The sequence below is a fragment of the Aeromonas mytilicola subsp. aquatica genome, assembly GCF_044336385.1.
GTDB lineage: Bacteria > Pseudomonadota > Gammaproteobacteria > Enterobacterales > Aeromonadaceae > Aeromonas > Aeromonas rivipollensis.
Genome location: NZ_CP172298.1, coordinates 871,569 through 896,193 on the forward strand (window position 1 = coordinate 871,569; position 24,625 = coordinate 896,193).

A 24,625-nucleotide genomic window follows, 5' to 3' on the forward strand; every position below is an offset into this window, starting at 1 on the left:
TCAGGTGGATGTCGGCCCTCTGTCGTGTCACCTCTGGCCTCACCGGCCCTATGCTGGCCCTGTCAGTCACCACAAGGAGTTCGAGATGATCGTCAGGAAGTTGAGATTGCAACGGGGTTGGTCCCAGGATCAGTTGGCGACCCTGACTGGCTTGAGTGTCCGCACCATACAGCGGATCGAGCAGGGCCAGCAACCTGGACTGGAATCCCTCAAGGCCCTGGCCTCCGTCTTTGAGCTCGATGTGACTCAACTGCAGGAGAGCGAGATGAAAGGGAACGAGACAGATAGTCAGGGGACAGTGCATGTGGCCAGGGATGAGCGGGAGGCGATGAAGTTCGTCGAGGGGCTCAAAGGCTTCTACGGCCACCTCATCAGCTATGTGCTGGTGATAGGGGGGCTGTTTGTCATCAACTACCTGAGCAACCCGGACTATATCTGGGCCTGGTGGCCCATGCTGGGCTGGGGGCTGGGCCTGATATCCCACGCCATCAACCTGTTCCAGCCGTTCAAGCTGTTCGGGCCCGACTGGGAGCGGCGCCAGGTCGAGAAACGGCTGGGGCGCAAGCTGTAAGCCGCTACCTCACCCCATAAGGAACGGGCCCGGCAATGCCGGGCCCGTTTTATTGTCCGTCTATCGCCTCACTCGGTGCAGGCTGGGCGGCTGCACCGACGGCTTATTTGGCGTAAGCGGGGCAGGGGGTCGCTATCAGGGCGTCGTCTTCATACCGCCACATAGTGAGGCTGTTGCCCCAGACGCAGCCGGTGTCCAGCCCCTTGATGTCTGCTTTACCGGTGGCCCCCATCAGGGCCGCCCAGTGGCCGAACACCAGTATGGGATCGTCCACGTGGTGCTCCCGCTGCTCGAACCAGGGGCGCAGGCCAGGGGTGGACTCCGTGGGCCCCTTCTTGCACTTGAAGTCGAGTCGGCCATCGAAGTAGCAGAAGCGCATCCGGGTGAAGGTGTTGATGATGTAGCGGTAGCGCTCTATCCCCAGCAGATTTTCGTCCCAGGTATCGGGCTGATCGCCATACATGTTGTGCAGCAGCCAGCTGTACTGATCGCCGCGCAGCAGCGTCTCCACCTCGCGGGCGCAGCTGCGTGCCGTGTGGGCATCCCAGGCCGGAGAGAGACCGGCATGGACCATCATGATGGGCAAGTCCGGGTGCTCCGCCAGCAGGGGACGGTGGCGCAGCCACTCCAGCAGCTCGTCCCGATCCGGGGCCTCCATCAGGGCCTGCAGCTTGTCTTTCTTCTTGAGGGGGGCGACCCCATGAGCCACCGCCAGCAGGTGCAGATCGTGGTTGCCGAGCACGGTCACGGCGCGGCTTCCCAGTGACTTGACGAAGCGCAGGGTGTTGAGAGAGTCCGGTCCGCGGGCGACCAGGTCGCCGCACAGCCAGAGGGTGTCGTTGTCGGGGTCGAATTCGGCAAGATCCAGCAGACGGCGCAGATCGTCGTAGCAGCCCTGGATATCACCGACGAAACAATTCGCCATGAAACCTCAGTTGATAATGTTGGGAACGGCCAGTGTGAAAGGGGCTATGGGGGCCTCAAACTGCTGCCCCGATTCGTCTTGCAGGGTGTAACTGCCTTCCATCACGCCGAAGGGGGTGGCCAGCGGGACGCCACTCTGATAGCTGAAGGTCTCGCCGGGGGCGATGAAGGGCTGCTCGCCCACGACCCCTGGACCTTCCACTTCCAGCATCTTGCCATTGGCATCCGTGATGAGCCAGCGCCGGTGCAGCAGTTGCACCTTGCCCGGCCCCAGATTCTCTATCTCGATGAGATAGAGAAAATGGTAAGGATCCTCGGTGCCCGCCACATAGCTGGGGTGCGGGCGAACCACTATCCGGGGGGATGCCATGGGATCAGGCCTGCTGCTGATCGGCCAGCCAGTTGGCTATCATGACGAACTGCTCGAGGGAGAGGTTCTCCGGGCGCAGGTTGCCATCTATGCCAAGCTCGGTCAGCTGAGCGTCTGTGATGAAGTTGGAGAAGCTGTTGCGGATGGTCTTGCGACGCTGGCCGAAGCCCTCGGTACAGACCCGGCTCAGGCAGCGCAGATCCTTCGCGACTATGGTCGGGTTCTTGTGTGGCACCAGTCGCACCACGGCCGAGTCCACCTTGGGGGCCGGCTTGAAGGCACCCGGGCCCACTTCCAGTACCGGGATCACCTGGCAGTAGTACTGGACCATGACGCTCAGGCGGCCATAGGCCTTGCTGCCCGGGCCTGCGCACATCCGCAATACCACTTCCTTTTGCAGCATGAAGTGCATGTCCTCCACCCGGTCGGCGAACTCGCACAGGTGGAAGATGAGCGGGGTGGAGATGTTGTAGGGCAGGTTGCCGAAGATGCGCAGGGGCGGTTTGCCTTCTCCCATCAGGGTGCCGAAGTCGAAGCGCATGGCGTCGGCCTCGATCACCGTCAGCTTGTCCTTGAGGGTCGGGTGCTCGCGCAGGCGAGCCGCCAGATCCCGGTCAAGCTCGACCACAGTCATCTTGTCCATCTGGGAGGCGACCGGTTCGGTCAGTGCCGCCAGACCCGGGCCGATTTCCACCAGGTTCTGACCCGGCTGCGGGTTGATGGCGGCGACTATCTGATCGATCACATAACGGTCGTGCAAGAAGTTCTGACCGAAACGCTTACGGGCCGTGTGGCCCATGTGCACCTTGTTGCTCTGCACCTTACTGCTCATATCTTTTTTTCTCTACCATCTGGATGGCGTGGTTAATCGCGGTGATCAGGCTGCCTGAGTCTGCCAGGCCCTTGCCTGCCAGATCCAGCGCTGTGCCGTGATCCACCGAAGTACGGATGAAAGGAAGTCCGAGGGTGATGTTGACCGAGTTGCCAAAGCCCTTGTATTTGAGCACCGGCAGCCCCTGGTCGTGGTACATGGCGAGTACCGCATCCGCATCCTTGAGGTATTTCTCCTGGAACAGGGTATCGGCAGGCAAGGGGCCGACCAGATCTATCCCTTCCTGGCGCAGACTGGCCAGGGCAGGTTCGATCACGTCGATCTCTTCACGGCCGAGATGGCCCCCTTCCCCTGCATGGGGGTTGAGGCCGCAGACGTAAATTCTGGGGTGTGCTATGCCGAACTTGCCCTTGAGATCCGCATCCAGGATGCGGATCACCTTGGCAAGGCGCTCCTGGGTGATGGCCATGGCCACGTAGGCCAGCGGAATGTGGGTGGTCGCCAGCGCCACCCGCAGCCCTTCGGTGGCCAGCAGCATCACCACGTCTGCGGTGTCTGACTGCTGGGCGAAGAATTCGGTGTGGCCGCTGAAGGAGACGCCCGCCTGATTGATGATCCCCTTGTGCACCGGACCTGTCACCACGGCGGCGAATTCGCCGCTCAGGTTGCCGTCGCAGGCGCGCTGCAGGGTGGCCAGCACATAGGCGCCATTGCCCTCGTCGAGCTCGCCCGGCACCACGGGGGCGCCGAGAGGGATGGGACACACCGTCAGGGTTCCCGCCCGCTGACCCCTCACGGGGGCAGCGGCATCATAGGGTTCCAGCTCTATGGGCAGCCCCAGCAGGGCGGCGCGCTCGCGCAGCAGCGCCGGGTCGGCGATCACCACCAACTGGTGCGGCCAGTCCCGCTGGGCTATCTGCAGCACCAGATCCGGGCCTATGCCGGCGGGTTCACCCGGGGTGATGGCAAGACGATGGCTGTTCATCTGCTCATCGCCCATTAATTGGGTTCAATCTGGATGTAGGCTTCGTCGCGCAGCTCATCCAGCCAGGCCTGGGACTCTTCGGTGAAGCGGCGGTTGAAGATGAGCTGATAGGCGCGCTGCTCCTGGGCCTTGCCGGTGGCATCCTGGCTGCGGCGATCTTCCAGCTGCACTATGTGCCAGCCGTGGCTGGTGCGGAAGGGCTCGCTGATCTGGCCCGGTTGCAGGCGGTTGACCATGTCGCGGAACTCAGGCACATAGACGTTGGGATCGGACCAGCCCAGCTCGCCACCCTGCACCGCAGAGCCCGGGTCTTCGGAGTACTTCTCCGCCATGCTGGCGAAGCTGGCCTTGCCGCTCTTGATGTCATGCAAGATGCCGTCCAGGGTCCCCTTGGCCTTCTCCTCGCTCAGTATAATGGAGGGCTTGATCAGGATGTGGCGGGCCTTCACCTCGGTCTGCATTACTTGCTGCTGACCCTTGGTGTCGAAGATCTTGATGATGTGCAGACCGGCGCCCGAGCGCAGCGGCCCGACAATGTCACCCTTGCCGGCGCCCTGTACCGCCTCTGACATCAGGGTGGGCATCTCCTGCGGGCTCATCCAGCCCCAGTCACCCCCTTCCAGGGCCTTGGGACCGTTACTCTCTGCGATGGCCAGCTTGCGGAAGTCTGCCCCTTCCTTCAGGGCGGCAAGGATGCGCTCTATCTTGGCCTTGGCGGCGTTGAGCTGCTCGGCGCTCGGGTTGTCAGGCAGGGCAACCTGGATGTGGCCGACGTGGTATTCGGTCTGTTGCTGACCCTGCTTGCTCAGGGCCTCGACCACCTGCTTCACCTCCTGCTCGGAGATGTTGATGCGGCGACGCACCTGGCTGCGGCGCACCTCGTTCATCAGGATCTCGCGGCGCACCTCTTCCCGGTACTGGGCATAGGTCAGCCCTTCCCGTTCGAGCTGGGCACGGAGCTGCTCCAGGTTCATCTTGTTGTCGGCGGCTATGCTCTGGATGGCCTGCTCCAGCTGGGTGTCACTGATCTTGAGCCCCTGGCGATCCGCCAGTTGCAGCTGCAGGCTCTCCTGGATCAGGCGATCCAGCGCCTGCTTGCGCAGGGTGACGTCATCGGGCAGGGATTGGCCGCTCTCCTGGGCAGAGGCCTTCACCTTCTGCACCAGGGCTTCCTGCTGACTGGCCAGCACCACGTCCTTGTTGACCACGGCAAGCACCTTGTCCACCAGTTCGGGCGCGGCGAGGGCGCCCTGGCTCATGACTCCAAACAGGCCTGCGGTCAGCAGGGAAATCAACGTCTTCTTCATATCCATCTCTCAAGGCGTTTGCCAGACCCGTTATTGGTCTCGCAGGTTAAACGGACGAATGTAAGGCAGTGCTTCGGTGTCAAGGGAGGTGCCCTTGGAGCCGGTACCCACGCTACCCAATCCTTTCATTTCAAATTGAATGCCGAGGCTGCGCTCGGACGTCGGGGCCAGGTTCACGTTGTCCGGCGTATTGACCCACTCCAGGTTGAAGTTGATGCTCCAGCAGCAGGAGTCATATTTCAGACCCACCTTGCGGTCAACTTTGACGTTCTGGTCGAGCTCCTGATAGTAGCCGCCATAGAGGTGCCACTGATCGTTGAGCGGTGTGGTCAACAGCAGGCCGATCTGGTTGAGATCCGTCACCTCGCCCTTGCGATCCAGATCGTAGTTGGCGTCCCGTACGAAGCGGTGGCTCAACTGGCTGATCAGCTTCTCGTGACGGTATTCCAGGGCGCTGTTGGAGGAGCTTATCTGACGCTGCTCCAGGTCGTATTGCGCCCCGGCATGGGCATACCACTGTTCGTTGATCTTGGCGTCTCCCTCGAACGAGAGCGGGGAGCGGGTATTGGTGCTCAGCGCGTCGCTGGAGTAGAGCTTGACCCTGGGGGCCACGAAGTCGAAGGCTTGGGCAACGGCCAGCCGAATTCGTTCATCCCCGGCCGGATCATAGATACGGGTGGTGACGCCGACCGAGAGCCGGTTGGAGTCGCTGATGCGGTCCAGGCCGGCGAAGCGGCGATCGCTGAACAGGCTGTAGTAGTCCTGACGCATGGTGGTGGAGTCGTAGACACCTATGTTGTCCTGATCCTTGTAGGGCACATAGAGGTACTGGAACTCAGGCTCCAGGGTCTGGCTGGCCCCTTCGCCGAACCATTGCTGGTTGCGCTCGAAGGTCATGCCGCCCTTGAGGCGAAACGAGGGCAGAACCCGGGTGATGATGCCCTCTTCCAGGGTGACATCCCCCCCACCTTGCGGGGTGAACCTGTTGGTGAAGGTGCTGCTCATGTCATCCGGCACCGTCTGATCGTAACGGGTGTACATCAGCTTGTACTGGCTGTCGAGGAAGTAACCGGCTTCGTCGATGAGCGGTATGGTCAGAGTGGGCGCAGTGTAGACCCGGGTGCCCGTGTAGGCGCTGCCCTTGTTCTGCTCGATAGCCTGGTCGTTGTTGTAGCCAAAGTTGGTCAGCTCAGTGTTCCAGGCCAGATCGTACCAGTTGCCCTGCTGGTAGTAGTTGTGGTTAATGCGCGGCATCAGCTCGTGGGGCTGCTGGGCGCTGGCCAGCAGAATTTGGTAGGTGCGCACCTCGGCATTGAGGTTCCAGCTCTGCTGGTAGTAGCCGGCTCTCAGGGATTGCTGCAACTGGTTGTCGACCTGGGTCCCCACCTTGGGGGAGAAGTCGTTGAAGTAGTTGTAGTCCTGATCCCGCACCTTGGTGTAGTCCACCGACACCCGCATGGCGTTGTCCATGAACATGGAGGTGTGGCGGGCACTGAGCAGATAGCGGTGACCGTCCGAGAGGTGATCGTTGAGGCTGTCCGTCTCGTCGTACTGCTTGTCATCCGCCAGGTTTTCGAAATAGAGGCTGCCCACGTGGGCCGGATCCGGCATGTAGCGGAACTCGACCTGCTCCATCAGGCCTCGCCTGTCCATGAAGCGGGAGGTGATGGTCGAGTCGTAGTTGGGGGCTATGTTCCAGTAGAACGGCTGGGTGATGTCCATGCCGTTCTTGGAGCTTTGGGTATAGCCCGGGTAGAGCAGGCCCGTCTTGCGCTCATCCTTGATGGGGAAGTTGATATAGGGGAAATAGAAGACCGGATAGTCATAGAGCCAGAGGCTGGCGTTCCAGGCTTCCCCGAACACCTCGGACTGATCGATATCTATGCTGCCGGCTTTCAGGGTCCAGGCTTCCTGACCCGGTGGGCAGGTGGTGTACTGGGCCCCCTCCAGGGTGATGTTCTGGTTGTTGTTGGTCATGGTGACTTTCTCGGCAAAGCCGCGCACCGGTGACCCATGCACCTGATACTTGCCCTCTTCCAGCTCGGAGTTCTTGGTGTCCAGGTTGGATTTGAGGGTCTTGTCGCTGGTGACAGTAATCTGGCCATCGTTGTAATAGATGTTGCCGATGGCGATGACATCCCGGCTCTTCTGATCCAGCTGGGCGTAGTCGGAGTCAAACTTGCGCACGCCCTGACGCACCTTGACGTCACCTTCATAGACGGCGGTACCGCCCTGCTTGGCCTCCAGGCGATCGGCATCCACTTCGACGGGCTGGGCATTGGCGTCCTGACTCGCGCTGGGTTTCTCGACCTTGGGGACATAGTCATAGCAGAGGCTGTTGAGGATCCCGGTGGCCGGTGGCGCGTTGAGGGGCGCCGCCTGGACCGTGAGCGGACTCAGGGCAGGAACAAGGCTGATGGTCAGGGCGATGGGATAAGAAGACCCCAGTGTCCATTTTGTCATGTGAAGGGCTCGCGCAATCCGTAGTAAAAACGGTTGATTCAGGGCATGCATTTTATGTCAGGATCCATCGAGTTGACATTGCATGTCATTGCTTTATGTTAGCCGGCAATGATAAAGCATTATTGCGGCCAGGGCTAACAGCCAAGTGCTGCTTTCCAATTTGGTTCCCGACTCATGCACGATCGCACTTCCCTGCTATTGCAATGGGCACGCCGGATTACCGGTGATGCCAACCTCCAGTTGACCCTGATCTCCGGTGACGCCAGTTTCCGCCGCTACTTCCGTGGTGGTGGCCTGGTGTGGGTGGATGCTAATCCGAAAACCGAAAAAAATCATGAATTCGTTCGCAATGCGGCCGCCCTGCACGCCGTGGGGCTGCTGGCTCCCGAGGTCAGGGCGGTGGACTACGAGCAGGGCCTGCTGGCGGTCAGTGACCTTGGCGATACCCAGCTTATCGGCTGCCTGAACGATGGCAACGTGCTGGCCTGGTATGGCAAGGCCATAGGGCTGCTGCCTCGGCTGGGAGCTGTCGGGCTGGCGCTCGATCCCTTCGACGAGGCCTTCATGGCACGCGAGAACGCCATCTTCCCCGAGTGGCTGCTGGGTCATCACCTGAACCTGAGTCTCGACGAGACCGAACAGCAACTGCTGGACGAGATGTTCGCCTGCCTAACCGAGAACAACCTGGCCCAGCCCCAGGGGGTGATGCACAGAGACTTCCACAGCCGCAACTTGATGGTGTGTGGCGGCGATACGCCGGACGACAGCCGGCTTGCCGTCATCGACTTCCAGGACATGGTCATGGGGCCGCTGAGCTACGACCTGGTCTCCCTGCTGAAAGACTGTTACGTGCGTTGGCCCGATGAAGTGATCGAACAGGGCATGGGCCATGGCTTCGACACCCTGAGCCGGGCGGGCCTGCTCGGCGGGCTCGATTATGCCAGCTTCCGTCGTCACGCCGACCTGACCGGCATGCAGCGCCACCTGAAGGCGGCCGGCCTCTTCACCCGTCTCTACCATCGCGACGGCAAGTCTGGCTACATCAAGGACATCCCCCGCACTCTGGGCTATGTGGTGGATGTCTGCCACACCCATGGTGCCGAGCATCCGGTGCTGGCCCGCTTCGGCCTGTGGCTGGAGCAGGTGGTGCTGCCCGGTCTGGCACGCACCGGGGTGGCCTCATGAAGGCGATGATCCTGGCCGCGGGTCGTGGGGAGCGGATGCGCCCGCTCACCGACCTGCTGCCCAAGCCGCTGCTGGCGGTGGGGGGCAAGCCCCTCATCGTCCACCACATCGAGAAGCTCAAGGCGGCCGGGGTGACCCGGCTGGTCATCAACCACGCCTGGCTCGGCCACAAGCTGGTGGAGGCGCTCGGCGATGGCCGCCAGTTCGGGGTCGAGATCCTGTGGTCGGCGGAGGAGAGCGCCCTCGAGACCGCGGGCGGCATAGTGCAGGCATTGCCCCTGCTGGGCCCAGAACCCTTTCTGGTGATCAATGGCGATACCTGGATTGACGGGGATTATGGCGCTCTGGTGAATCAGTCGCTGGCGGATGACCAGGCACATCTCTGGCTGGTGCCCAATCCGCCCCAGCACCCTCAGGGGGATTTCTCCCTGCAAGGCGGCCGGGTGCTGGATGCGCCGGCCCTGACCTTCAGCGGCGTCGGCCTCTATCACCCGGCGGCTTTTGTCTCCCTGCCTTACGGTGCCCGCAAGCTGGCACCCCTGCTGCGCGACTGGATGGCGCAAGGCCGGGTCGGTGGCAGCCTGCTGACCGGCGAATGGCGTGACATAGGCACCGTCGATCGGCTGCGCGAGCTGGATGACCAGCTGCTTGCCGGCACTCATTAACATCACGAGGTCTTGAACCATGCGTATTTGGGGTAAGGTGCTTGGCGCCTTCTTCGGTTTTCTGCTCGGCAACATCTTCGGCGCCCTGCTTGGCCTCTGGATCGGCCACCGCTTCGATCGGGGCATGGGCATTCGGGGGGCGTTCCAGCGTGCCCCCAGCCAGCAGCAGCAGGCGGTCTTCTTCCACGCCACCTTCGCCGTCATGGGCCACATCGCCAAGGCGAGCGGTCAGGTCACCGAGCACGAGATCCGCGTCGCCTCCAGCCTGATGGACAGGATGCGCCTCTCCGGCGAGCAGCGGGTGCGGGCCCAGGAGTCGTTCCGCCAGGGCAAGGAGAGCGATTTCCCGCTGCGGGAAACCCTGGCGGAATTCCGCCGTGCCAGTCTGGGGCAGCGCGACATCTTGCGTTTCTTCCTCGAGGTGCAGCTGCAGGCCGCCTTTGCCGATGGCAAGGTGGAGGCCAACGAGCGTGCCATATTGCAGACCATAGCGGACGAGCTCGGCTTCAGCCGTATAGAGCTGGGGCGGATCCTGGCGATGGCGGAGGCGCAGATGAACTTCTTCCACCGCCAGCAGCAGGGTGGACAAGGGCAGCAATACCGGCAGGAGGCCCCCTCCCAGGATCGCCTCAAGGATGCCTACCAGCTGCTGGGGGTGAGCGAGAGCGACAGCGATCAGGAAATCAAGCGCGCCTATCGCAAGGAGATGAGCAAGCATCACCCGGACAAGCTGGCCGCCAAGGGGCTGCCGCCCGAGATGATGGAGATGGCCAAGGAGAAGACCCAGGAGATCCAGCAGGCCTGGGAGTGGATCCGCGAGGCCCGCGGCATCCGTTGAACCTTGCCCTTTGCCAGCCATAAAAAATGCCCGTCGATGACGGGCATTTTTGTGTGCGCAAGCCGGGGTTAGTGGCTGTCGACCCAGACGAACTTGAGCACGAACAGCAGGGCCACTACCAGCACGCAGGGGTTGATCTCGCGCCAGCGGCCGGTGCCCGCCTTCATCACGCAGTAGGAGATGAAGCCCACGGCTATCCCCTCTGTGATGGAGAAGCTGAACGGCATCATCACCGCTGTCATGAAGGCCGGAACCGCTTCGGTCAGGTCTTCCCACTTGACCCGGGTCAGCTCGGAGCACATCAGCACGCCCACGTAGATGAGGGCCCCCGCCGCGGCGTACGCCGGCACCATGGCGGCGACCGGGGAGAAGAAGATCGCCAGCAGGAACAGCACGCCGACCACTATGGCGGTCAGGCCGGTACGGCCGCCGACGGCCACCCCCGAGCTGCTCTCGATATACGCCGTCACGGAGGAGGTGCCCATGAAGGCGCCGCCCACCGAGCTCACGCTGTCCACCAGCAGCGCCTGCTTCATGCGCGGGAAGTGGCCCTTGTCATCCGCCAGCTTGGCGCGGTTGGTGACCCCGATCAGGGTGCCGGAAGAGTCGAACAGGTTGACCAGCATGAAGGAGAAGATGATCCCCGCGAGACTGATGTCCAGCGACCCCATCAGGTCCAGCTGACCGAAGACGGGGGTGATGCTCGGCGGCACAGAGACGAAGCCCTTGAAGGTCACGTCGCCGAACAGCCAGCCCAGGGTGGTGGTGACCACTATGGCGATCAGCACGGCGGAGTGCACGCCGCGGGCGGAGAAGATGCAGATCAGGAAGAAGCCGAGCAGCCCCAGCAGGCAGGGCAGTGAGGTGAGGTCGCCCACCGTCACCATGGTGGCGGGGCTCGCTACCACTATGCCTGCGTTGTGCAGGCCGAGCAGGGCGATGAGCAGGCCTATGCCGGCTGTGATGCCGACCCGCAGGGTGAGCGGGATGTTGGCAATCAGCCAGTAGCGCACCCGCAGCAGGGTGAGGATCAGCAATCCTAAGGCACCCCAGAAGATGGTGCCCATGCCGATCTGCCAGGAGTAGCCCATGCCAGCCACCACCACGAAGGCGAAGAAGGCATTCAGTCCCATGGCGGGGGCCAGGGCGATGGGCAGGTTCGCCAGCAACCCCATGAGAATGCTGCCGATGCCGGCGATGAGGCAGGTAGTGACGAATACCGCCTGGGTGTCCATGCCCGCCGCAGAGAGGATCTGCGGGTTGACGAACACTATGTAGACCATGGTCAGGAAGGTGGTGATGCCGGCGATGACCTCGGTGCGGGCCGTGGTGCCATGGCCTTTCAGGGCAAACAGGCGCTCGAGCAATCCTTGCCCGGCGGCCTGGCTGGCAGCTTGGTGTTGTTGATTCATGTTGGATTCCAATGGGTGACGTGAAATAAGCAGCAGGCGAACGGCCAATCCCATCCATGCGGGGTAAATGGCCCTGTTTCTGGCGACTGAGTGACCAGACTCGTCCTGATACCGTGACAGCGCGCACATTTTTACACAGGCCGCGACGTTTACAAACCCCGGATCTGCGAGGGGGATCAATGAATAGAGTAAAAATTCAAACGTTTGCCCATCGAGAGGTAAAAACAAGGTTCGATAGAGGCTTGTGCTGCGATGGCGACCCTCAGAGGCTCTTGAGGTAGCGCTCCACCAGCTGGGCCAGCACGGCGTCGCTGTGCTCCTGCAAGGTGGCGAGCGTCAGCCCCATGCGCTGCAGCAGCAAGCTGGCCTGCTCTTCGCTCAGCTTGCGCCCCTCAATGAAAAACTCCTGTTCGGGCAACTGCTTGTCATGACGCGGCAGCAGCACCCAGCTCACCCGTTCGGGTTCGATGGCGGCAAAGATACGGCCGGCCGCAGCGCAGAAGGTATCGATGTGGCGCTTGCCATCCGGGCCCAGGCAGCCGGGTTCGATCCGGATCTGGATGGTGAGTCTCTTCGGGGGGGCGCTGGTCTGGGTCATCGGTGAGTGCCGGTAGGGGTAAGCGGGAAGATTGTAAGCGAAAAGGCAAGAGAAAGGGGAGCCCGGGCTCCCCTTGTGACGTTGCAATCACCCCGATGGGGCGATGCGCTTGTCTATCTGGAGCGGTGCGGTTGGTCCGCCTCACTCCATCGCCAGACGCAATTACTTGGTAATGCGTTTGTACTTGGCGCGGTGTGGCTGAACCGCATCGGCGCCATAGGTCTTCTTCTTCCACTCTTCGTATTCGGTGAAGTTGCCCTCGAAGAAGGCAATCTTGCCCTCGTCCTGATAGTCCAGGATGTGGGTGGCGATACGGTCGAGGAACCAGCGATCGTGGGAGATGACCATGGCACAGCCCGGGAACTCCAGCAGGGCGTTCTCGAGGGCGCGCAGGGTTTCGATGTCCAAATCGTTGGTCGGTTCATCCAGCAGCAACACGTTGCCGCCGGTCTGCAGCAGCTTGGCCAGGTGCAGACGGCCGCGCTCGCCACCGGAGAGCTCGCCGACCCGCTTCTGCTGATCGGCGCCCTTGAAGTTGAAGCGACCAATGTAGGCACGGCTCGGGAACTCGTAGTTGCCGATGCGAAGGATATCCTGGCCGTCGGCGACCTCTTCGAACACCGTCTTCTTGTCGTTCATGCTGTCGCGGAACTGATCCACGGAGGCCAGCACTACGGTATCGCCCAGGGTGATGGTGCCGGAGTCCGGCTGCTCCTGGCCCGACATCATGCGGAACAGGGTGGATTTACCAGCGCCGTTCGGACCTATGATGCCGACGATGGCCCCCTTCGGAATGGCGAAGGAGAGATCGTCGATCAGCTGCCTGTCACCATAGGACTTGCAGAGGTTCGCAACCTCGACCACCTTGTCGCCGAGACGGGGTCCGGGCGGAATGAACAGCTCGTTGGTCTCGTTGCGTTTCTGGTAGTCGTTGGTGTTGAGCTCCTCGAAGCGAGCCATACGGGCCTTGGACTTGGCCTGACGGCCTTTCGGGTTCTGACGAACCCACTCCAGCTCCTTCTCGATGGACTTGCGACGGGCCGCTTCCGAGCTGGCTTCCTGAGCCAGACGGGCGTCTTTTTGCTCCAGCCAGGAGGAGTAGTTGCCTTCCCAGGGGATACCCTCGCCGCGGTCCAGCTCCAGGATCCAGCCCGCCACGTTGTCGAGGAAGTAGCGATCGTGGGTGATGGCGACGACTGTGCCCTCGTAGTCGTGCAGGAAGCGCTCCAGCCAGGCCACGGATTCCGCATCCAGGTGGTTGGTCGGCTCGTCCAGCAGCAGCATGTCCGGCTTTTCCAGCAGCAGACGGCACAGGGCTACCCGGCGGCGCTCACCCCCGGAGAGGTGCTTGATCTGGGCATCCCAGGCCGGCAGGCGCAGGGCGTCGGCCGCGCGCTCCAGCTGGTTCTCCATGTTGTGACCACCCTGGGCGGCTATGATGGCTTCCAGCTCGCCCTGTTCGCGGGCCAGCTTGTCAAAATCCGCATCCGGGTCGGCATAGGCCGCATAGACCTCATCCAGGCGAGCCATGGCGCGTTTCACCTCGCCGACCGCCTCTTCCACCGCCTCGCGGACTGTCTGCTCCGGATCCAGCTTCGGCTCCTGGGGCAGGTAGCCGATCTTGATGCCGGGTTGCGGACGGGCTTCCCCTTCGATCTCGGTGTCTATTCCCGCCATGATGCGCAGCAGGGTGGATTTACCGGCGCCGTTCAGACCCAGCACACCGATCTTGGCACCCGGGAAGAAGGAGAGGGAGATGTTCTTGAGGATATGACGCTTGGGCGGCACGACCTTGCCGACCCTGTTCATGGTGTAAATAAATTGAGCCATTGGCTAATTCTCTTCCTTTTCAGCAGCTTAATGTCTTTGCATTAACAAACTGACGTCGTGGTGGGGCCTGGTCGGCAGGGGCCGACCCGGTTCCAAAAAACCCGTCGATTGTAAACCAATGGGAAGAGGGCGGCAAAGTGGACAACCGGGGGCATGTGGTGCAGGGAACCCCTCCGGCAGAGGGAGGAAAAGAGGCAGGCATCTGGCAGGTGGTCGATCAAGGTTCCGGGTCGAGCTGGCTTAAGACTTCCTTAACTCTGGCTCGATAGGATTCATCAGCTGACCTTGAAAAGCCGTGGGGTCAGCGGGGCTGCCTGGTGCTCTTGGCCGGGTCCTGCCCCGAGTAGTAGAGCACCCGCTGCACATACTCCTGGGTCTCCTGGTAGGGCGGTACGCCGCCATGGCGGATCACGGCCTGTTCGCCGGCGTTGTAGGCGGCGCTGATCCTGACCCAGTCGGGGCCAAACTGCTTCTCCAGCCACTTCAGGTAGATCATGGCGCCGCGGATGTTCTGCTGGGCATCGAAGGGGCGGGTCACGCCGAAGCGCACCTGGGTCTCGGGAATGAGCTGCATGACCCCTTGTGCCTGCTTGGGGGAGACGGCTGTGCTGTTGAGATTGGACTCGGCGATGGCGATGGCGAGCGCCAGCTGGGGATCGACCTGGTGACGGTGGGCGGCCTGGCGGATCATGACGGCCAGCTTCTGTTTGGTGAGGGATTGCCGGGCCAGATAGCTATCCTGATCGAAGGGGGTGCTGGGGCGTACCCAGGGTGCGCCTCCTCCGCCCCCGCCGATACCGCAGGTGCCCAGGGGGGCATTGCCCACCCGCTCGTTGTAGTAACGAGCCGCTTGCTGATTGCCAAGGCGCATGGCCATGGCGAGGTAGGCGTTGGCGTGGCGGGGGCTGCGGATCCCCTGAGGCCCGCGAGCCAGCAGGCGGCCGATGCGATAGTAGGCCTCCGGGTTACCCATGCTGGCCGCGGTGCAGTAGTGGGCTATGGCTCGCCGCGGGTTGCTCTGTTCCATGGCGGCGCCCTGGCGCAAGGCACTCATCGCCTTGGGGGCCTGACGAAAGGCGTCGGCATGGGTGTAAGTGGCAAGCAGTAGCAGGACTCCCCAGCCCCAGGTGCAGAGTCTCTGCATGATGGATACCTCGAATTTCGTATCCGCAAGATATAGGCCCGATATGGGGGGGACGCCAGCCAGGGGATGGAACATCTGGTTATGTGTCAGGCCATCAGAGATGAAATCGGTCTGGAACTTTTGGCAGAGAAAAAAAGGCGCTCTTGGTGAGTGTGAAGGGGAGCCTAGTGGTTGTGCGACCAGGCCCTCTGATCGCGGCACAACTCAAATTGATAGATTTATTACTTTTGGGGCAATAAACTGCCGTGCTTGCTGTCTAACGCCTTGTATTTGCATGATGTTAGTCCGCTTGTCGAGAGAATGTTAATGAGGAAGGCGGTCGAGGCGACTGCGTTCCTCGTCATGGTCGGGAACTTCATATGCTTGATTCAATCGATGTCTCTGTCGTCGTGCCCGCCAAGGATGAGCGGGACAATCTGGCCCCCCTCATCGGCGAGATAGATGCCGCGCTGGCGGGAAAATACAGCTACGAGCTGATCTATGTGGACGATGGCAGCGAGGATGACAGCTACGCCGTCTTGTGCGAGCTGAAGAGACGTTATGCCGGGCTGCGCGTGATCCGCCATGCCAGGGCCGTCGGCCAGAGCATGGCGGTGCTCAGTGGCGTGCGCCACGGTTGCGGCGACTGGCTGGTGGTGCTCGACGGGGATGGCCAGAACGATCCGGCCGACATTCCCGCCATGCTGGAAGAGGCCAAGCGCCGCTTCGCGCAGGATCCCACGCAAGTGGGACTTATCGGTCACCGGGTCAATCGCCGGGATGATTGGGTCAAGCGACTCTCCTCCAGACTGGCCAACGGGTTTCGCGATCTGCTGCTGCGGGACGGCATCCCGGATACCGGCTGCGGTCTCAAGGTGGTGCGGCGCGACTGGTATCTGCGCCTGCCCGGTTTCAACCACATGCACCGTTACATTCCGGCTCTGATCCAGGCCCAGGGGGGCCGCATGTCCCCCTGGCCGGTCAACCACAGGCCACGGCAGGCGGGTGTCTCCAAATACGGGGTCTGGAACCGGCTCTGGGTCGGGCTGGTGGACGTGGTCGGTGTCTGCTGGCTGCAACGCCGCTCCAAGGTGGTCGAAGTCAGGGAGACACTCGAGTGATCGACTCTCTGCTCTCGATGCCGTTGGAGTGGCTGATATGATCGATGCCCTGCTCTCCATGGAGCTGGCCTGGTTCGACTGGACCGGCCTGCATGTCACCGGCTGGAAGCTCATCGGCTACACCGGGGCGCTGATGTTCGGCGGCCGCTGGCTGGTGCAGTTCCTGGCCTCCAAGCGGGCCGGCAAACCCGTCATACCCCGGATGTTCTGGTACATGAGCGTGCTCGGCAGCCTGATGACCCTGAGCTATTTCGTTTTCTCCCCGAAGCAGGACTCCGTCGGCGTGCTGCAGAATCTCTTCCCCACCTTCACCGCCCTCTACAGCCTCTACCTGGATATCCAGCACCGGGGTTGGAAGCGGGACAAGCTCGTCGATGACAACGAGATCCACCATGGCAAATGAGCATGTCCTGATCAGCCGCTTTCCTCTGGTCATCCCGCTCCAAGGCTGGAGACGTGGCAAGCTCGTCGATATCAATGAGGTCCGCCATGGTAAATGACCGCTTCCTGCTCAATCAGAGCTCCCTCGGCTGGCTGCTGCTGATCGCCCTGATAGTGCTGGGTGCCGGCCTCGGGCTGCGGGATCCCTGGCCCGCCGACGAGCCGCGCTTCGCCCTGATCGCCAAGGAGATGGTGGAGAGCGGCCAATGGCTCTTCCCCATGCGTGGCGGCGAGATCTACCCGGACAAGCCCCCCCTGTTTATGTGGGGGATAGCGATAGGATATTTGCTGACCGGCTCCATCAAGGTGGCTTTTCTGCTGCCCTCCCTGCTGGCGGGTCTGCTGACCATATTGCTGGTGTGGGACCTGGGCCGCCGTCTGTGGAACCCGGCGACAGGCTTCATGGCCGGGCTGCTGCTGCTGCTCACCGTCCAGTTCACCCTGCAGGCCAAGACGGCCCAGATCGATGCGCTGGTGACCTGCTTCATCACCCTGGGGGTCTACGGTTTCGTCCGCTTCCTGCTCTGCGGGGGAGGCTGGCGCTGGTACTGGCTCGGCTGGTTTGCCGCCGGGCTCGGCATCATCACCAAGGGTGTGGGGCTGCTGGCCCTGCTGATCCTGATCCCGGCTGTCTGGACCCACAAGGAGAAGATCCGCGCCGCCTCCCGTGCCGACTGGTTGAAGGCGCTGGCGGGGCCGCTCTTCATGCTGCTGGCCATCGGCCTGTGGCTGGTGCCCATGCTGAGCGCCGTGGCCCAGAGCGGGGACCCAGTGCTGCAGGCCTATAGAGACAACATACTGCTGCGCCAGACGGTGACCCGCTATGCGAATGCCTGGCATCACGTCAAACCCTTCTGGTACTACCTCAGCTCGGTGATCCCGCCGTTCTGGCTGCCCCTCTCCCTGCTGCTGCCCTGGCTGGTGCTGGCCTGGCGCAAGGCTATCCAGGAGCAGGACAAACGCATCATACTACTGCTCGGTTATCTGGTGCTGGTGGTGCTCTTCTTCTCCCTGTCGCCGGGCAAACGCGGCGTCTATGTCACGCCGGGCACGCCGGCCCTGGCCCTGCTGACCGCTCCCTACATGGGGACGCTGCTGGCGCGGGTCTGGCCCGGGCGTCTGCTGGGCGGGCTCGGCTGGCTGCTGGGGATCGTCTGCGTGGGTGGCGCCGGTGCCCTGGCCGTCAGCGACAAGCTGGCGAACCGGTTGGGGGATCTGGGACCGGCCCCCTGGCTGCCTCTGCTGGTGCTGGGGGCGGTGCTGCTGCTGGTCAATGTGCTGCTGCGCTGGGCGCCGCTCAGCGCCATCCTCTGTTCGCTGTCGGTGGGTTGGCTGCTCTACTCCTGCTGGATCTGCGTGCGCCTCAACGACATGCGCACGCCGCAGGGGGTGATGGCGCTGGCGGCCCAGAAGGTGCCAGCGGGGGAGGAGCTGCTGCTTGCCGGTTTCAAGGAGCAGCACCTGCTGTTCGCCCGGCAACCAGTGCAACATTACCCCTACCTGCTGGGGGATGGGGAGCAGGCCCGCGAGGCTGCGGCCTGGGTGGCGGCCGCACCCAGGCGTCATGTGCTGGGCAGCGCAGATCTGATGGTGCAGTGTTTCGAGCCCGAGAAGATGGAAAACCTCGGCAACCGCCATCGCACCGACTGGCTGCTGGCGGGGGCTGAGGCCCTCAAGCCCGCATGCCAGGGGCTGACTCCCAGGCTCGAACCCTTTCGCTATACCCCGGGCCCCTGAGGCCGGGACCCAGCAAAAGGGGCTGCCACTGGCAGCCCCTTTTCATCTCGGGCGATGGGGTCAGACCCCGTAGTAGGCCCTGTACCAGTCGACGAAGCTGGCAACTCCCTCTTCAAGCCCGACTCCGGCTCTGTAGCCGGTGGTATCGAACAGCGCCTGGGTGTCGGCCCAGGTCGCCAGCACGTCCCCGGCCTGCATGGGCAGCAGGTTGCGGATGGCCCGCTTGCCGAGCGCCGCCTCTATGGCTTCCACGAAATCCATGAGTCGCACCGGGCTGCCATGGCCGATGTTGAAGAGGCGGTAGCGGGCCGGGCTGGCATCGGCCGCTCCCTGCCAGGCCGGGTCGCCTTGCGGGGGCCTGTCCGCGACCCGGATCACCCCCTCCACTATGTCGTCTATGTGGGTGAAGTCCCGGCTGAGCTGGCCCTGGTTGTAGATGTCGATGGGCTCACCGCTCAGGATGGCGCGCACGAACTTGAACAGCGCCATGTCCGGTCTCCCCCAGGGGCCGTAGACGGTGAAGAAGCGCAAGCCCGTGGTGGGCAACCCATAGAGGTGGGAGTAGGAGTGGGCCATCAACTCGTTGGCCTTCTTGCTCGCGGCATAGAGGGAGACGGGGTGATCCACCCCGTCCGAGGTCTTGAACGGCATCTGCTCGTTGAGGCCGTACACCGAGCTGGAGGAGGCGTAGACCAGGTGCTGCACCCCATGGTGGCGGCATCCCTCGAGGACGGTGAGGGTGCCGTTGAGATTGCTGTCGGCGTAGGCAAAGGGGTTGTCCAGCGAATAGCGCACCCCGGCCTGGGCCCCCAGGTGGATCACCCGATCGAACCGCTCGCGGGCAAAGAGCGCCGCCATGGTTGCGCGATCGGCGAGATCCATCCGCTCGAAGCGAAAACCGGGCAGTGGCAGCAGCAAGGCCAGCCGCGCCTCCTTCAGGCTCACCTCGTAGTAGTCGTTGAGGTTGTCCAGGCCAACCACCTGATGGCCGTCGCGGCAGAGCCTGCGCGCCACATGGAAGCCGATGAAGCCGGCGGCGCCGGTGACCAGATATTTCATTGTTGTTGCTCCTCGCACAGCCCCGCGGCCAGGCTGTCGCCCCGGCCTATGGCGTAGTAGGTGAAGCCGCGCTGGCGCAGGCGGGCCGGGTCATAGAGGTTGCGGCCATCGATGATGACGGCCTGCTTCAGGGTCTGCCGCACCAGCTCGAAGTCCGGGGCGCGGAACTGCTGCCACTCGGTGCAGATGAGCAGGGCGTCGGCCCCCTTGAGGGCGGCCTCCTGGGTACCGCACAGGGTCAGATCGTCCCGCAGGCCATAGAGGCGCTGGGCCTCGCTCATGGCCTCGGGATCGAACGCCTGCACCTTGCCACCGGCGGCCCAGATCGCCTCCATCAGCACCCGGCTCGGTGCTTCGCGCATGTCGTCGGTGTTGGGCTTGAAGGCCAGCCCCCAGAGGGCGAAGGTCCGCCCTGTCAGATCGGCACCGAAGTGCTGCCGCAGGCGGGCCATGAGCTTGTGTTTCTGGCCGTCGTTGACCCGCTCCACCGCGTGGAGCAAAGGGGCATCACAGCCAATCTGGCTGGCGGTGTGGATCAGTGCCTTGACGTCCTTGGGGAAGCAGGAGCCGCCATAGCCGCAGCCGGGATAAATGAAGTGATGGCCGATGCGGGGGTCGGCGCCTATGCCCTTGCGCACGGCTTCGATGTCGGCCCCGAGTTTCTCCGCCAGGGTGGCCATCTCGTTCATGAAGGAGATCTTGGTGGCCAGCATGGCGTTGGCGGCGTACTTGGTCAGCTCGGCGCTGCGGGTATCCATCTGTATGATGCGATCCCGATTGCGGTTGAAGGGGGCATAGAGCTCTTCGAGCAGGGAGATGGCGTGGGCCGAGTCTGTGCCTATGATGATGCGATCCGGCCGCAGGCAGTCGGCCACCGCGGCCCCCTCCTTGAGAAACTCCGGGTTGGAGACCACCTCGAGGGGCAAGTCGACCCCGCGATCGCGCAGGATGGCTGCGATATGCTGGTGCACCCGGTGTGCGGTGCCGACCGGCACTGTGCTCTTGTTGACCACCACCTTGCCGTCCTGCATCAGCCGCCCTATGGTGCCGGCCACCGCCAGTACGTGCTGCAGATCGGCCGAGCCGTCTTCATCCGGCGGGGTGCCGACCGCGATGAAGATGAGCTCGGCGAACGCCACCCCCTGGGCGACATCTGTGGTGAATTGCAGGCGACCGGCTTGATGGTTGGCCTGCACCAGGGGGGCGAGACCGGGCTCGAAGATGGGGATCATGCCCTCTTTGAGGCGCTCGACCTTGGCGGCGTCCACGTCCACGCAGGTTACCCTGTGGCCCATCTCGGCGAGCACGGCGGCCTGAACCAGCCCCACATAACCTATTCCGAATACGCTGACTCTCATCTGCTGTCGCTCCGCAGCCTGTGGCAAGGGGTTCATTTTAGAACGATTCCCGCCTGCTGGCAGCGAGATAGCCCGGGTTTTTCAGGCGCGCTTCAGGCTGGCTTCAGCTTGAGAGGGGGAGGGCGTGACATATTTTGGTGCAAGGGTTGTAACGCGGCGCTGACGCGCACCATTTCGGCGCATTCGATCCCGTACTTGTGATCCGGGTCACTCAAAATGGACACTGTGACCATAACGAAGTCCCGACTCACGGGGCTCGCGCCCGTCACCGGGCCTCAGACACTCTTTTCACTTCGCTACTGGACATAAGGTTATGGACAACACCCCCCGTTCGGCTCATCCGCTCTATGAGGATGTGCTCGCCCTGCTGACCGCGGCAGGCTTCGTTTCCCTCGGCATCTTCCTGTTTCATCAGGTCGGTCTGCTCACCGGCGGCACCGCCGGGCTGGCGCTGCTGCTGCAGCAGGTCACTGGCCTGAGCTTCGGTCTGCTCTTCTTCGCCATGAACCTGCCCTTCTATGCCCTGGCCTGGCTCAGGATGGGGCCGCGCTTCACCCTCAATACCTTCGCCGCCGTGGCGACCGTCTCCTTCATGACGGATCACCTCAACGCCGTGCTGCAGATAGGCAAGATAGAGCCCGTCTATGCGGCCCTGATCGGCGGCACCCTGATCGGTATGGGGCTGCTCATCATGTTCCGCCACAAGGCGAGCCTGGGCGGTTTCAATATCCTGGCGCTGTTTATTCAGGACAAGTTCGGCATCCGTGCTGGAAAGCTGCAAATGGGGCTGGATTGCGCCATCGTCATCGCTTCCTTCTTCGTGGTCTCCCCCTGGCTGCTGGCGCTCTCCGTGGTCGCGGCCATCATCTGTAACCTGGTGTTGACACTCAATCACAAGCCGGGCCGCTACCAGATCGCCTGAGCCCCCCTTCACTTTGCAAACAAACAGAGCGCCTTTGGGCGCTCTGTTTGTTTCTTCTCATTAGCTAATTGCACCACCATGGGTTGCTCCGTGTCGGGACGATGGCTGAACGGCTCACACCACCATGGGTTGCCCCGTCTCGGGGTGGTGGATCACCTGGGCGGGATAATCGTAGAGGCGGGCGATCAGTTCGGGGGTGAGCACCTCTGCCGGGGAGCCGTCAGCCATCAGCCTGCCCTGCTCCAGCATCACCAGCCGATCGGCGTAGCGCGCCGCCAGGTTGAGGTCGTGCAGCACCACCAGCACGGCGGTGTTGCGGGCGGCCAGGGCGCGGGCCATGGTGAGCAGCTGATGCTGGTACTTGAGATCGAGGGCCGAGGTGGGCTCGTCCAGCAGCAGCAGCCGCGGCTGCTCGGGATCCGACAGCCGTCCCGGTGACGGCTCCTGCCAGATCTGGGCCAGTACCCGGGCGAACTGCACCCGCTGGCGCTCCCCTCCGGAGAGGCCGGGATAGAGGCGGCCGGCCAGGTGCTCGACCCCGGCATGGATCATGGCGGCCTGAACTATCTGGTCGCGGCGGCTGACGGGCTCGCTGTGGGGCAGCCGCCCCATGGCCACCACCTCCTCGCACAGGAAGGGGAAGCTCAAGGACGAGCTCTGGGGCAATACCCCGACTCTGTGGGCCAGGGCATCGCTGGCCCACTCTTGCCGCTTGCGACCGAACAGGGAGATGGTGCCGTCATAGGCCAGCTCGCCGGTCAGGCACTTGAGCAGCGAGCTCTTGCCCGCCCCGTTCGGGCCGAGCAGGGCGGTCAGGCTGCCCCCATGCAGGTCGAGATCCAGGCTGTCCAGGATGAGGCGATTGCCCCGGGTGAGGCTGACGCTCTGGCAAGTGAGCGGGGGGGAGGGGGATCCGGGCAAGATGGCGTTCTCCTGTTACAGCGTCCGGCGACTCTTGACCAAGAGCCAGATGAAGAAGGGGGCTCCCAGCAGGGCCGTGATGATGCCCACCGGCATCTCGGCCGGCGCCAGCAGGGTGCGGGCCAGCATGTCTGCCCCCAGCAGCAGGGCGGCGCCGAGCAGGGCGCTGAGCGGCAGCAGCCTGACGTGATTGGGGCCGGCCAGCAGCCGCACCAGATGGGGCACCACCAGACCGACGAAGCCGATCATGCCGGCCACCGCCACCGCGACGCCGACCCCGGCGGCGGTGAGCAGAATGAGGCGCCGCTTGAGGCATTGCACATTCACCCCCAGATGCCGGGCCTCACCTTCCCCCAGCAACAGGGCGTTGAGGGGATTGGCATCGCGCATGAAGAGCCACAGCAGGGCGGCCAGGGTCGCCAGCGCCAGCCCCACATCCACCGGCTTGCCGGCGGCCAGGGAGCCCATCTGCCACAGGCTCAGGTTGCGCAGCATCTGATCGTCCGCCAGGTAGGTGAGCAGCCCTATCACGGCCCCTGACAGCGCCGTGATGGCGACGCCCGCCAGCAGCATGACGGTGACCGAGGTGCCCCCCTCACGGGTGCCGAGCAAATACACAAGCGTGGTGGTGAGCGCCCCGCCGAGGAAGGCGAGCAGGGGCAGCAGACCGAGGCCGAGCAGGCTCTGCAACTGCTGGCCGAGGGGGGCCAGCAGCACTATGGCCAGGGCGGCACCGAGCGCCGCGCCGCCGGAGACCCCTATGATGCCGGGGTCGGCCAGGGGGTTGCGAAACAGCCCCTGCATCACGGCGCCACAGAGGCCGAGAATGCCCCCCACGGCGATGCACAGCAGGGTACGTGGCAGGCGGATCTCCTGCACTATCAGCAGCTTGTGTGCCTCTATCCCGCTCTCTTTGCCGGCAAACAGGGCTTGCAGGCTCTCGGCCAGGGAGAGCGACATGGGGCCGGTGGCGAGGGAGCCGACCAGCAGCAGGGCGAGCGTGCAGCCGGTGAGCGCGAGCAGCCAGGGCAGCGGCAGACGCATCATGAACCCTGCTTGATCCACTGGGCTATCTGGTTGGCCTGCTGCAAGGATCTCAGGCTGAGACCCCCTTGCAGGGCGTGACCGTCGATGGCGTGGATGGCCCTGTTCTTGCCTGCCGGGGTGGCGGCCAGGGCCGGCACCTGGGCCAGCACGTTGTCGACGCTCTGGTATTGTTGCCAGTCACGGCCGCTCACCAGCACCAGATCCGGCTGCAGTTCGATCAGGGATTCGGTGGCGACGGGCTTGTAGTCGTGCAAGCGGGCGACCGGGTTGACGCCGCCGGCCAGGGTCACCAGGGCGCTGGCGGTGGTATTGCCACCGGCTATGCTGGTGGGCTGGCCCTTGTGCAGCAGCAGGAAGGCGACCTTGAGGGGTTTGTTCTGTTTCGCCAGGGCCGCCAGCTGGTCGCTCTGGACGGCGATCTCGGCCTTCAGCCTGGTGCCGGCGGCTTGATTGCCCAGCAAGCTGGCCAGGGTGTCGATCCGCTCGTTGAGGTTGGCCAGGGTGGGCGCCGTCGGTAGCACTGTCACCTCGACGCCGGCCCGGCGCAGCTGTTCCAGGGCCGGTGGCGGCCCCATCTCGTCGCTGCCGACCAGTCGGGTCGGGGCCAGACTCAGTATCCCTTCGGCGGCCAGGGCGCGGTGGTAGCCGACTCTCGGCAGCCCCTTGGGTTCAGGGCTGCTGACGTCGGTGGCAATCAGGCTCTGTTCGCCCCCCAGGGCCATAATGAGCTCTGTGGTGGCCGGGCCTATGCTGACGATACGTTCCTGCGCCACGGCAGGCAGGGAAATGGCTGAACAGCCGAGCAGGCTGAGTGCGAGGGCAAAGCGACGGCCCATGCGAACCTCCGAAGGGTGTATGAGAGTGGGATTGCCGCCGAGAATATCAAGCCGGTGAAAAAAATGCACTGATAATGAAA

23 protein-coding genes are annotated in these 24,625 nt (G+C 63.3%); 8 read left to right on the plus strand and 15 right to left on the minus strand.

The features are described 5' to 3' along the window. Positions 1–85 precede the first annotated feature (85 nt). A complete protein-coding gene (locus ACFWHB_RS04290) occupies positions 86–571 on the plus strand; it encodes a 2TM domain-containing protein (protein WP_163148703.1) in 486 nt (161 codons plus the stop codon). Positions 572–674: 103 nt separating this feature from the next. Here ACFWHB_RS04290 and ACFWHB_RS04295 read toward each other — a convergent pair whose 3' ends face one another. The 6 genes from ACFWHB_RS04295 to lptD are packed head-to-tail and all read right to left on the minus strand — an operon-like array spanning position 675 to position 7,452. Further along, positions 675–1,496: a symmetrical bis(5'-nucleosyl)-tetraphosphatase gene (locus tag ACFWHB_RS04295; protein WP_303807554.1), complete on the minus strand. Its 822-nt coding sequence runs from the start codon at positions 1,494–1,496 to the stop codon at positions 675–677. Between the two features lie 6 nt (positions 1,497–1,502). After that, complete coding sequence (gene apaG / locus ACFWHB_RS04300; protein ID WP_041206340.1) at positions 1,503–1,865, minus strand: Co2+/Mg2+ efflux protein ApaG; 363 nt, start codon at positions 1,863–1,865, stop codon at positions 1,503–1,505. Positions 1,866–1,869: 4 nt separating this feature from the next. After that, positions 1,870–2,697, minus strand: a complete 828-nt coding sequence (gene rsmA, locus ACFWHB_RS04305) for a 16S rRNA (adenine(1518)-N(6)/adenine(1519)-N(6))-dimethyltransferase RsmA (protein ID WP_043130439.1) — start codon at positions 2,695–2,697, stop codon at positions 1,870–1,872. Further along, positions 2,687–3,682, minus strand: coding sequence for a 4-hydroxythreonine-4-phosphate dehydrogenase PdxA (gene pdxA, locus ACFWHB_RS04310; protein WP_171276775.1), 996 nt, complete (start codon positions 3,680–3,682; stop codon positions 2,687–2,689). Before pdxA ends, rsmA begins: the two co-directional genes overlap by 11 nt. A 14-nt stretch (positions 3,683–3,696) precedes the next feature. After that, entirely contained in the window at positions 3,697–4,989 is a 1,293-nt protein-coding gene (surA, locus tag ACFWHB_RS04315; RefSeq protein WP_139745985.1) for a peptidylprolyl isomerase SurA, read from the minus strand. 30 nt (positions 4,990–5,019) lie between these two features. Next, positions 5,020–7,452 carry an LPS assembly protein LptD gene (lptD, locus tag ACFWHB_RS04320; protein WP_395949523.1) on the minus strand — a complete coding sequence of 811 codons (2,433 nt, stop codon included), beginning with the start codon at positions 7,450–7,452 and terminating at the stop codon, positions 5,020–5,022. A 174-nt stretch (positions 7,453–7,626) separates the two neighbouring features. Between lptD and ACFWHB_RS04325 the strand changes: the two genes are divergently transcribed. From ACFWHB_RS04325 to djlA, 3 genes are read left to right on the plus strand one after another with little or no spacing between them, the layout of a single operon-like run. Then, positions 7,627–8,637 (plus strand): aminoglycoside phosphotransferase family protein, encoded by a 1,011-nt coding sequence (locus ACFWHB_RS04325; protein WP_395949524.1) that lies wholly within the window; start codon positions 7,627–7,629, stop codon positions 8,635–8,637. After that, the gene (gene murU / locus ACFWHB_RS04330; RefSeq protein WP_395949525.1) at positions 8,634–9,302 is read left to right on the plus strand and encodes an N-acetylmuramate alpha-1-phosphate uridylyltransferase MurU; all 669 of its coding nucleotides are present in this window, start codon (positions 8,634–8,636) and stop codon (positions 9,300–9,302) included. Before ACFWHB_RS04325 ends, murU begins: the two co-directional genes overlap by 4 nt. 19 nt (positions 9,303–9,321) lie before the next feature. Next, on the plus strand, positions 9,322–10,140 hold the full coding sequence (gene djlA, locus ACFWHB_RS04335) for a co-chaperone DjlA (protein WP_234677109.1): 819 nt from the start codon (positions 9,322–9,324) through the stop codon (positions 10,138–10,140). A gap of 68 nt (positions 10,141–10,208) precedes the next feature. Here the strand turns inward: djlA and ACFWHB_RS04340 are convergent, their stop codons facing one another. The 4 genes from ACFWHB_RS04340 to ACFWHB_RS04355 form a co-directional block, all read right to left on the minus strand. After that, positions 10,209–11,552, minus strand: coding sequence for an NCS2 family permease (locus ACFWHB_RS04340; RefSeq protein WP_139745139.1), 1,344 nt, complete (start codon positions 11,550–11,552; stop codon positions 10,209–10,211). 262 nt (positions 11,553–11,814) lie between these two features. Continuing rightward, positions 11,815–12,150, minus strand: coding sequence for a hypothetical protein (locus ACFWHB_RS04345; RefSeq protein ID WP_106885938.1), 336 nt, complete (start codon positions 12,148–12,150; stop codon positions 11,815–11,817). Between the two features lie 162 nt (positions 12,151–12,312). Further along, positions 12,313–13,980: an energy-dependent translational throttle protein EttA gene (gene ettA, locus ACFWHB_RS04350; RefSeq protein WP_106885939.1), complete on the minus strand. Its 1,668-nt coding sequence runs from the start codon at positions 13,978–13,980 to the stop codon at positions 12,313–12,315. Positions 13,981–14,281: 301 nt separating this feature from the next. Next, on the minus strand, positions 14,282–15,124 hold the full coding sequence (locus ACFWHB_RS04355) for a lytic transglycosylase domain-containing protein (RefSeq protein WP_240455306.1): 843 nt from the start codon (positions 15,122–15,124) through the stop codon (positions 14,282–14,284). A gap of 359 nt (positions 15,125–15,483) precedes the next feature. Here ACFWHB_RS04355 and ACFWHB_RS04360 point away from each other — a divergent pair, with 359 nt between their 5' ends. From ACFWHB_RS04360 to ACFWHB_RS04370, 3 genes are all read left to right on the plus strand, one after another. Continuing rightward, positions 15,484–16,224: a glycosyltransferase family 2 protein gene (locus ACFWHB_RS04360; RefSeq protein WP_395949526.1), complete on the plus strand. Its 741-nt coding sequence runs from the start codon at positions 15,484–15,486 to the stop codon at positions 16,222–16,224. Positions 16,225–16,261: 37 nt separating this feature from the next. Beyond that, on the plus strand, positions 16,262–16,627 hold the full coding sequence (locus ACFWHB_RS04365; RefSeq protein WP_395949527.1) for a lipid-A-disaccharide synthase N-terminal domain-containing protein: 366 nt from the start codon (positions 16,262–16,264) through the stop codon (positions 16,625–16,627). Between the two features lie 86 nt (positions 16,628–16,713). After that, a complete protein-coding gene (locus tag ACFWHB_RS04370) occupies positions 16,714–18,402 on the plus strand; it encodes an ArnT family glycosyltransferase (RefSeq protein WP_395949528.1) in 1,689 nt (562 codons plus the stop codon). 60 nt (positions 18,403–18,462) lie between these two features. Here the strand turns inward: ACFWHB_RS04370 and ACFWHB_RS04375 are convergent, their stop codons facing one another. Beyond that, positions 18,463–19,461 (minus strand): NAD-dependent epimerase, encoded by a 999-nt coding sequence (locus tag ACFWHB_RS04375; protein ID WP_395949529.1) that lies wholly within the window; start codon positions 19,459–19,461, stop codon positions 18,463–18,465. Continuing rightward, positions 19,458–20,819, minus strand: a complete 1,362-nt coding sequence (locus ACFWHB_RS04380; protein WP_395949530.1) for a UDP-glucose dehydrogenase family protein — start codon at positions 20,817–20,819, stop codon at positions 19,458–19,460. Before ACFWHB_RS04380 ends, ACFWHB_RS04375 begins: the two co-directional genes overlap by 4 nt. A 313-nt stretch (positions 20,820–21,132) precedes the next feature. On the opposite strand from ACFWHB_RS04380, the gene ACFWHB_RS04385 reads away from it, so the two are divergent. Next, entirely contained in the window at positions 21,133–21,741 is a 609-nt protein-coding gene (locus ACFWHB_RS04385; protein WP_106885945.1) for a YitT family protein, read from the plus strand. Between the two features lie 114 nt (positions 21,742–21,855). Here ACFWHB_RS04385 and ACFWHB_RS04390 read toward each other — a convergent pair whose 3' ends face one another. The 3 genes from ACFWHB_RS04390 to ACFWHB_RS04400 are packed head-to-tail and all read right to left on the minus strand — an operon-like array spanning position 21,856 to position 24,545. Next, complete coding sequence (locus tag ACFWHB_RS04390) at positions 21,856–22,662, minus strand: heme ABC transporter ATP-binding protein (RefSeq protein WP_395949531.1); 807 nt, start codon at positions 22,660–22,662, stop codon at positions 21,856–21,858. Between the two features lie 15 nt (positions 22,663–22,677). Beyond that, positions 22,678–23,709: a FecCD family ABC transporter permease gene (locus ACFWHB_RS04395; protein ID WP_393936157.1), complete on the minus strand. Its 1,032-nt coding sequence runs from the start codon at positions 23,707–23,709 to the stop codon at positions 22,678–22,680. Beyond that, the gene (locus ACFWHB_RS04400) at positions 23,706–24,545 is read right to left on the minus strand and encodes a heme/hemin ABC transporter substrate-binding protein (protein WP_395949532.1); all 840 of its coding nucleotides are present in this window, start codon (positions 24,543–24,545) and stop codon (positions 23,706–23,708) included. Before ACFWHB_RS04400 ends, ACFWHB_RS04395 begins: the two co-directional genes overlap by 4 nt. Positions 24,546–24,625: the final 80 nt, after the last annotated feature.

Excerpts from the sequence above, each read along its gene's own strand:
- ACFWHB_RS04290 (WP_163148703.1), top strand. The coding sequence starts at position 86 with ATGATCGTCAGGAAGTTGAGATTGCAACGGGGTTGGTCCCAGGATCAG.
- ACFWHB_RS04295 (WP_303807554.1), bottom strand. The coding sequence starts at position 1,496 with ATGGCGAATTGTTTCGTCGGTGATATCCAGGGCTGCTACGACGATCTG.
- apaG (WP_041206340.1), bottom strand. The coding sequence starts at position 1,865 with ATGGCATCCCCCCGGATAGTGGTTCGCCCGCACCCCAGCTATGTGGCG.
- rsmA (WP_043130439.1), bottom strand. The coding sequence starts at position 2,697 with ATGAGCAGTAAGGTGCAGAGCAACAAGGTGCACATGGGCCACACGGCC.
- pdxA (WP_171276775.1), bottom strand. The coding sequence starts at position 3,682 with ATGAACAGCCATCGTCTTGCCATCACCCCGGGTGAACCCGCCGGCATA.
- surA (WP_139745985.1), bottom strand. The coding sequence starts at position 4,989 with ATGAAGAAGACGTTGATTTCCCTGCTGACCGCAGGCCTGTTTGGAGTC.
- lptD (WP_395949523.1), bottom strand. The coding sequence starts at position 7,452 with ATGACAAAATGGACACTGGGGTCTTCTTATCCCATCGCCCTGACCATC.
- ACFWHB_RS04325 (WP_395949524.1), top strand. The coding sequence starts at position 7,627 with ATGCACGATCGCACTTCCCTGCTATTGCAATGGGCACGCCGGATTACC.
- murU (WP_395949525.1), top strand. The coding sequence starts at position 8,634 with ATGAAGGCGATGATCCTGGCCGCGGGTCGTGGGGAGCGGATGCGCCCG.
- djlA (WP_234677109.1), top strand. The coding sequence starts at position 9,322 with ATGCGTATTTGGGGTAAGGTGCTTGGCGCCTTCTTCGGTTTTCTGCTC.
- ACFWHB_RS04340 (WP_139745139.1), bottom strand. The coding sequence starts at position 11,552 with ATGAATCAACAACACCAAGCTGCCAGCCAGGCCGCCGGGCAAGGATTG.
- ACFWHB_RS04345 (WP_106885938.1), bottom strand. The coding sequence starts at position 12,150 with ATGACCCAGACCAGCGCCCCCCCGAAGAGACTCACCATCCAGATCCGG.
- ettA (WP_106885939.1), bottom strand. The coding sequence starts at position 13,980 with ATGGCTCAATTTATTTACACCATGAACAGGGTCGGCAAGGTCGTGCCG.
- ACFWHB_RS04355 (WP_240455306.1), bottom strand. The coding sequence starts at position 15,124 with ATGCAGAGACTCTGCACCTGGGGCTGGGGAGTCCTGCTACTGCTTGCC.
- ACFWHB_RS04360 (WP_395949526.1), top strand. The coding sequence starts at position 15,484 with ATGCTTGATTCAATCGATGTCTCTGTCGTCGTGCCCGCCAAGGATGAG.
- ACFWHB_RS04365 (WP_395949527.1), top strand. The coding sequence starts at position 16,262 with ATGATCGATGCCCTGCTCTCCATGGAGCTGGCCTGGTTCGACTGGACC.
- ACFWHB_RS04370 (WP_395949528.1), top strand. The coding sequence starts at position 16,714 with ATGGTAAATGACCGCTTCCTGCTCAATCAGAGCTCCCTCGGCTGGCTG.
- ACFWHB_RS04375 (WP_395949529.1), bottom strand. The coding sequence starts at position 19,461 with ATGAAATATCTGGTCACCGGCGCCGCCGGCTTCATCGGCTTCCATGTG.
- ACFWHB_RS04380 (WP_395949530.1), bottom strand. The coding sequence starts at position 20,819 with ATGAGAGTCAGCGTATTCGGAATAGGTTATGTGGGGCTGGTTCAGGCC.
- ACFWHB_RS04385 (WP_106885945.1), top strand. The coding sequence starts at position 21,133 with ATGGACAACACCCCCCGTTCGGCTCATCCGCTCTATGAGGATGTGCTC.
- ACFWHB_RS04395 (WP_393936157.1), bottom strand. The coding sequence starts at position 23,709 with ATGATGCGTCTGCCGCTGCCCTGGCTGCTCGCGCTCACCGGCTGCACG.
- ACFWHB_RS04400 (WP_395949532.1), bottom strand. The coding sequence starts at position 24,545 with ATGGGCCGTCGCTTTGCCCTCGCACTCAGCCTGCTCGGCTGTTCAGCC.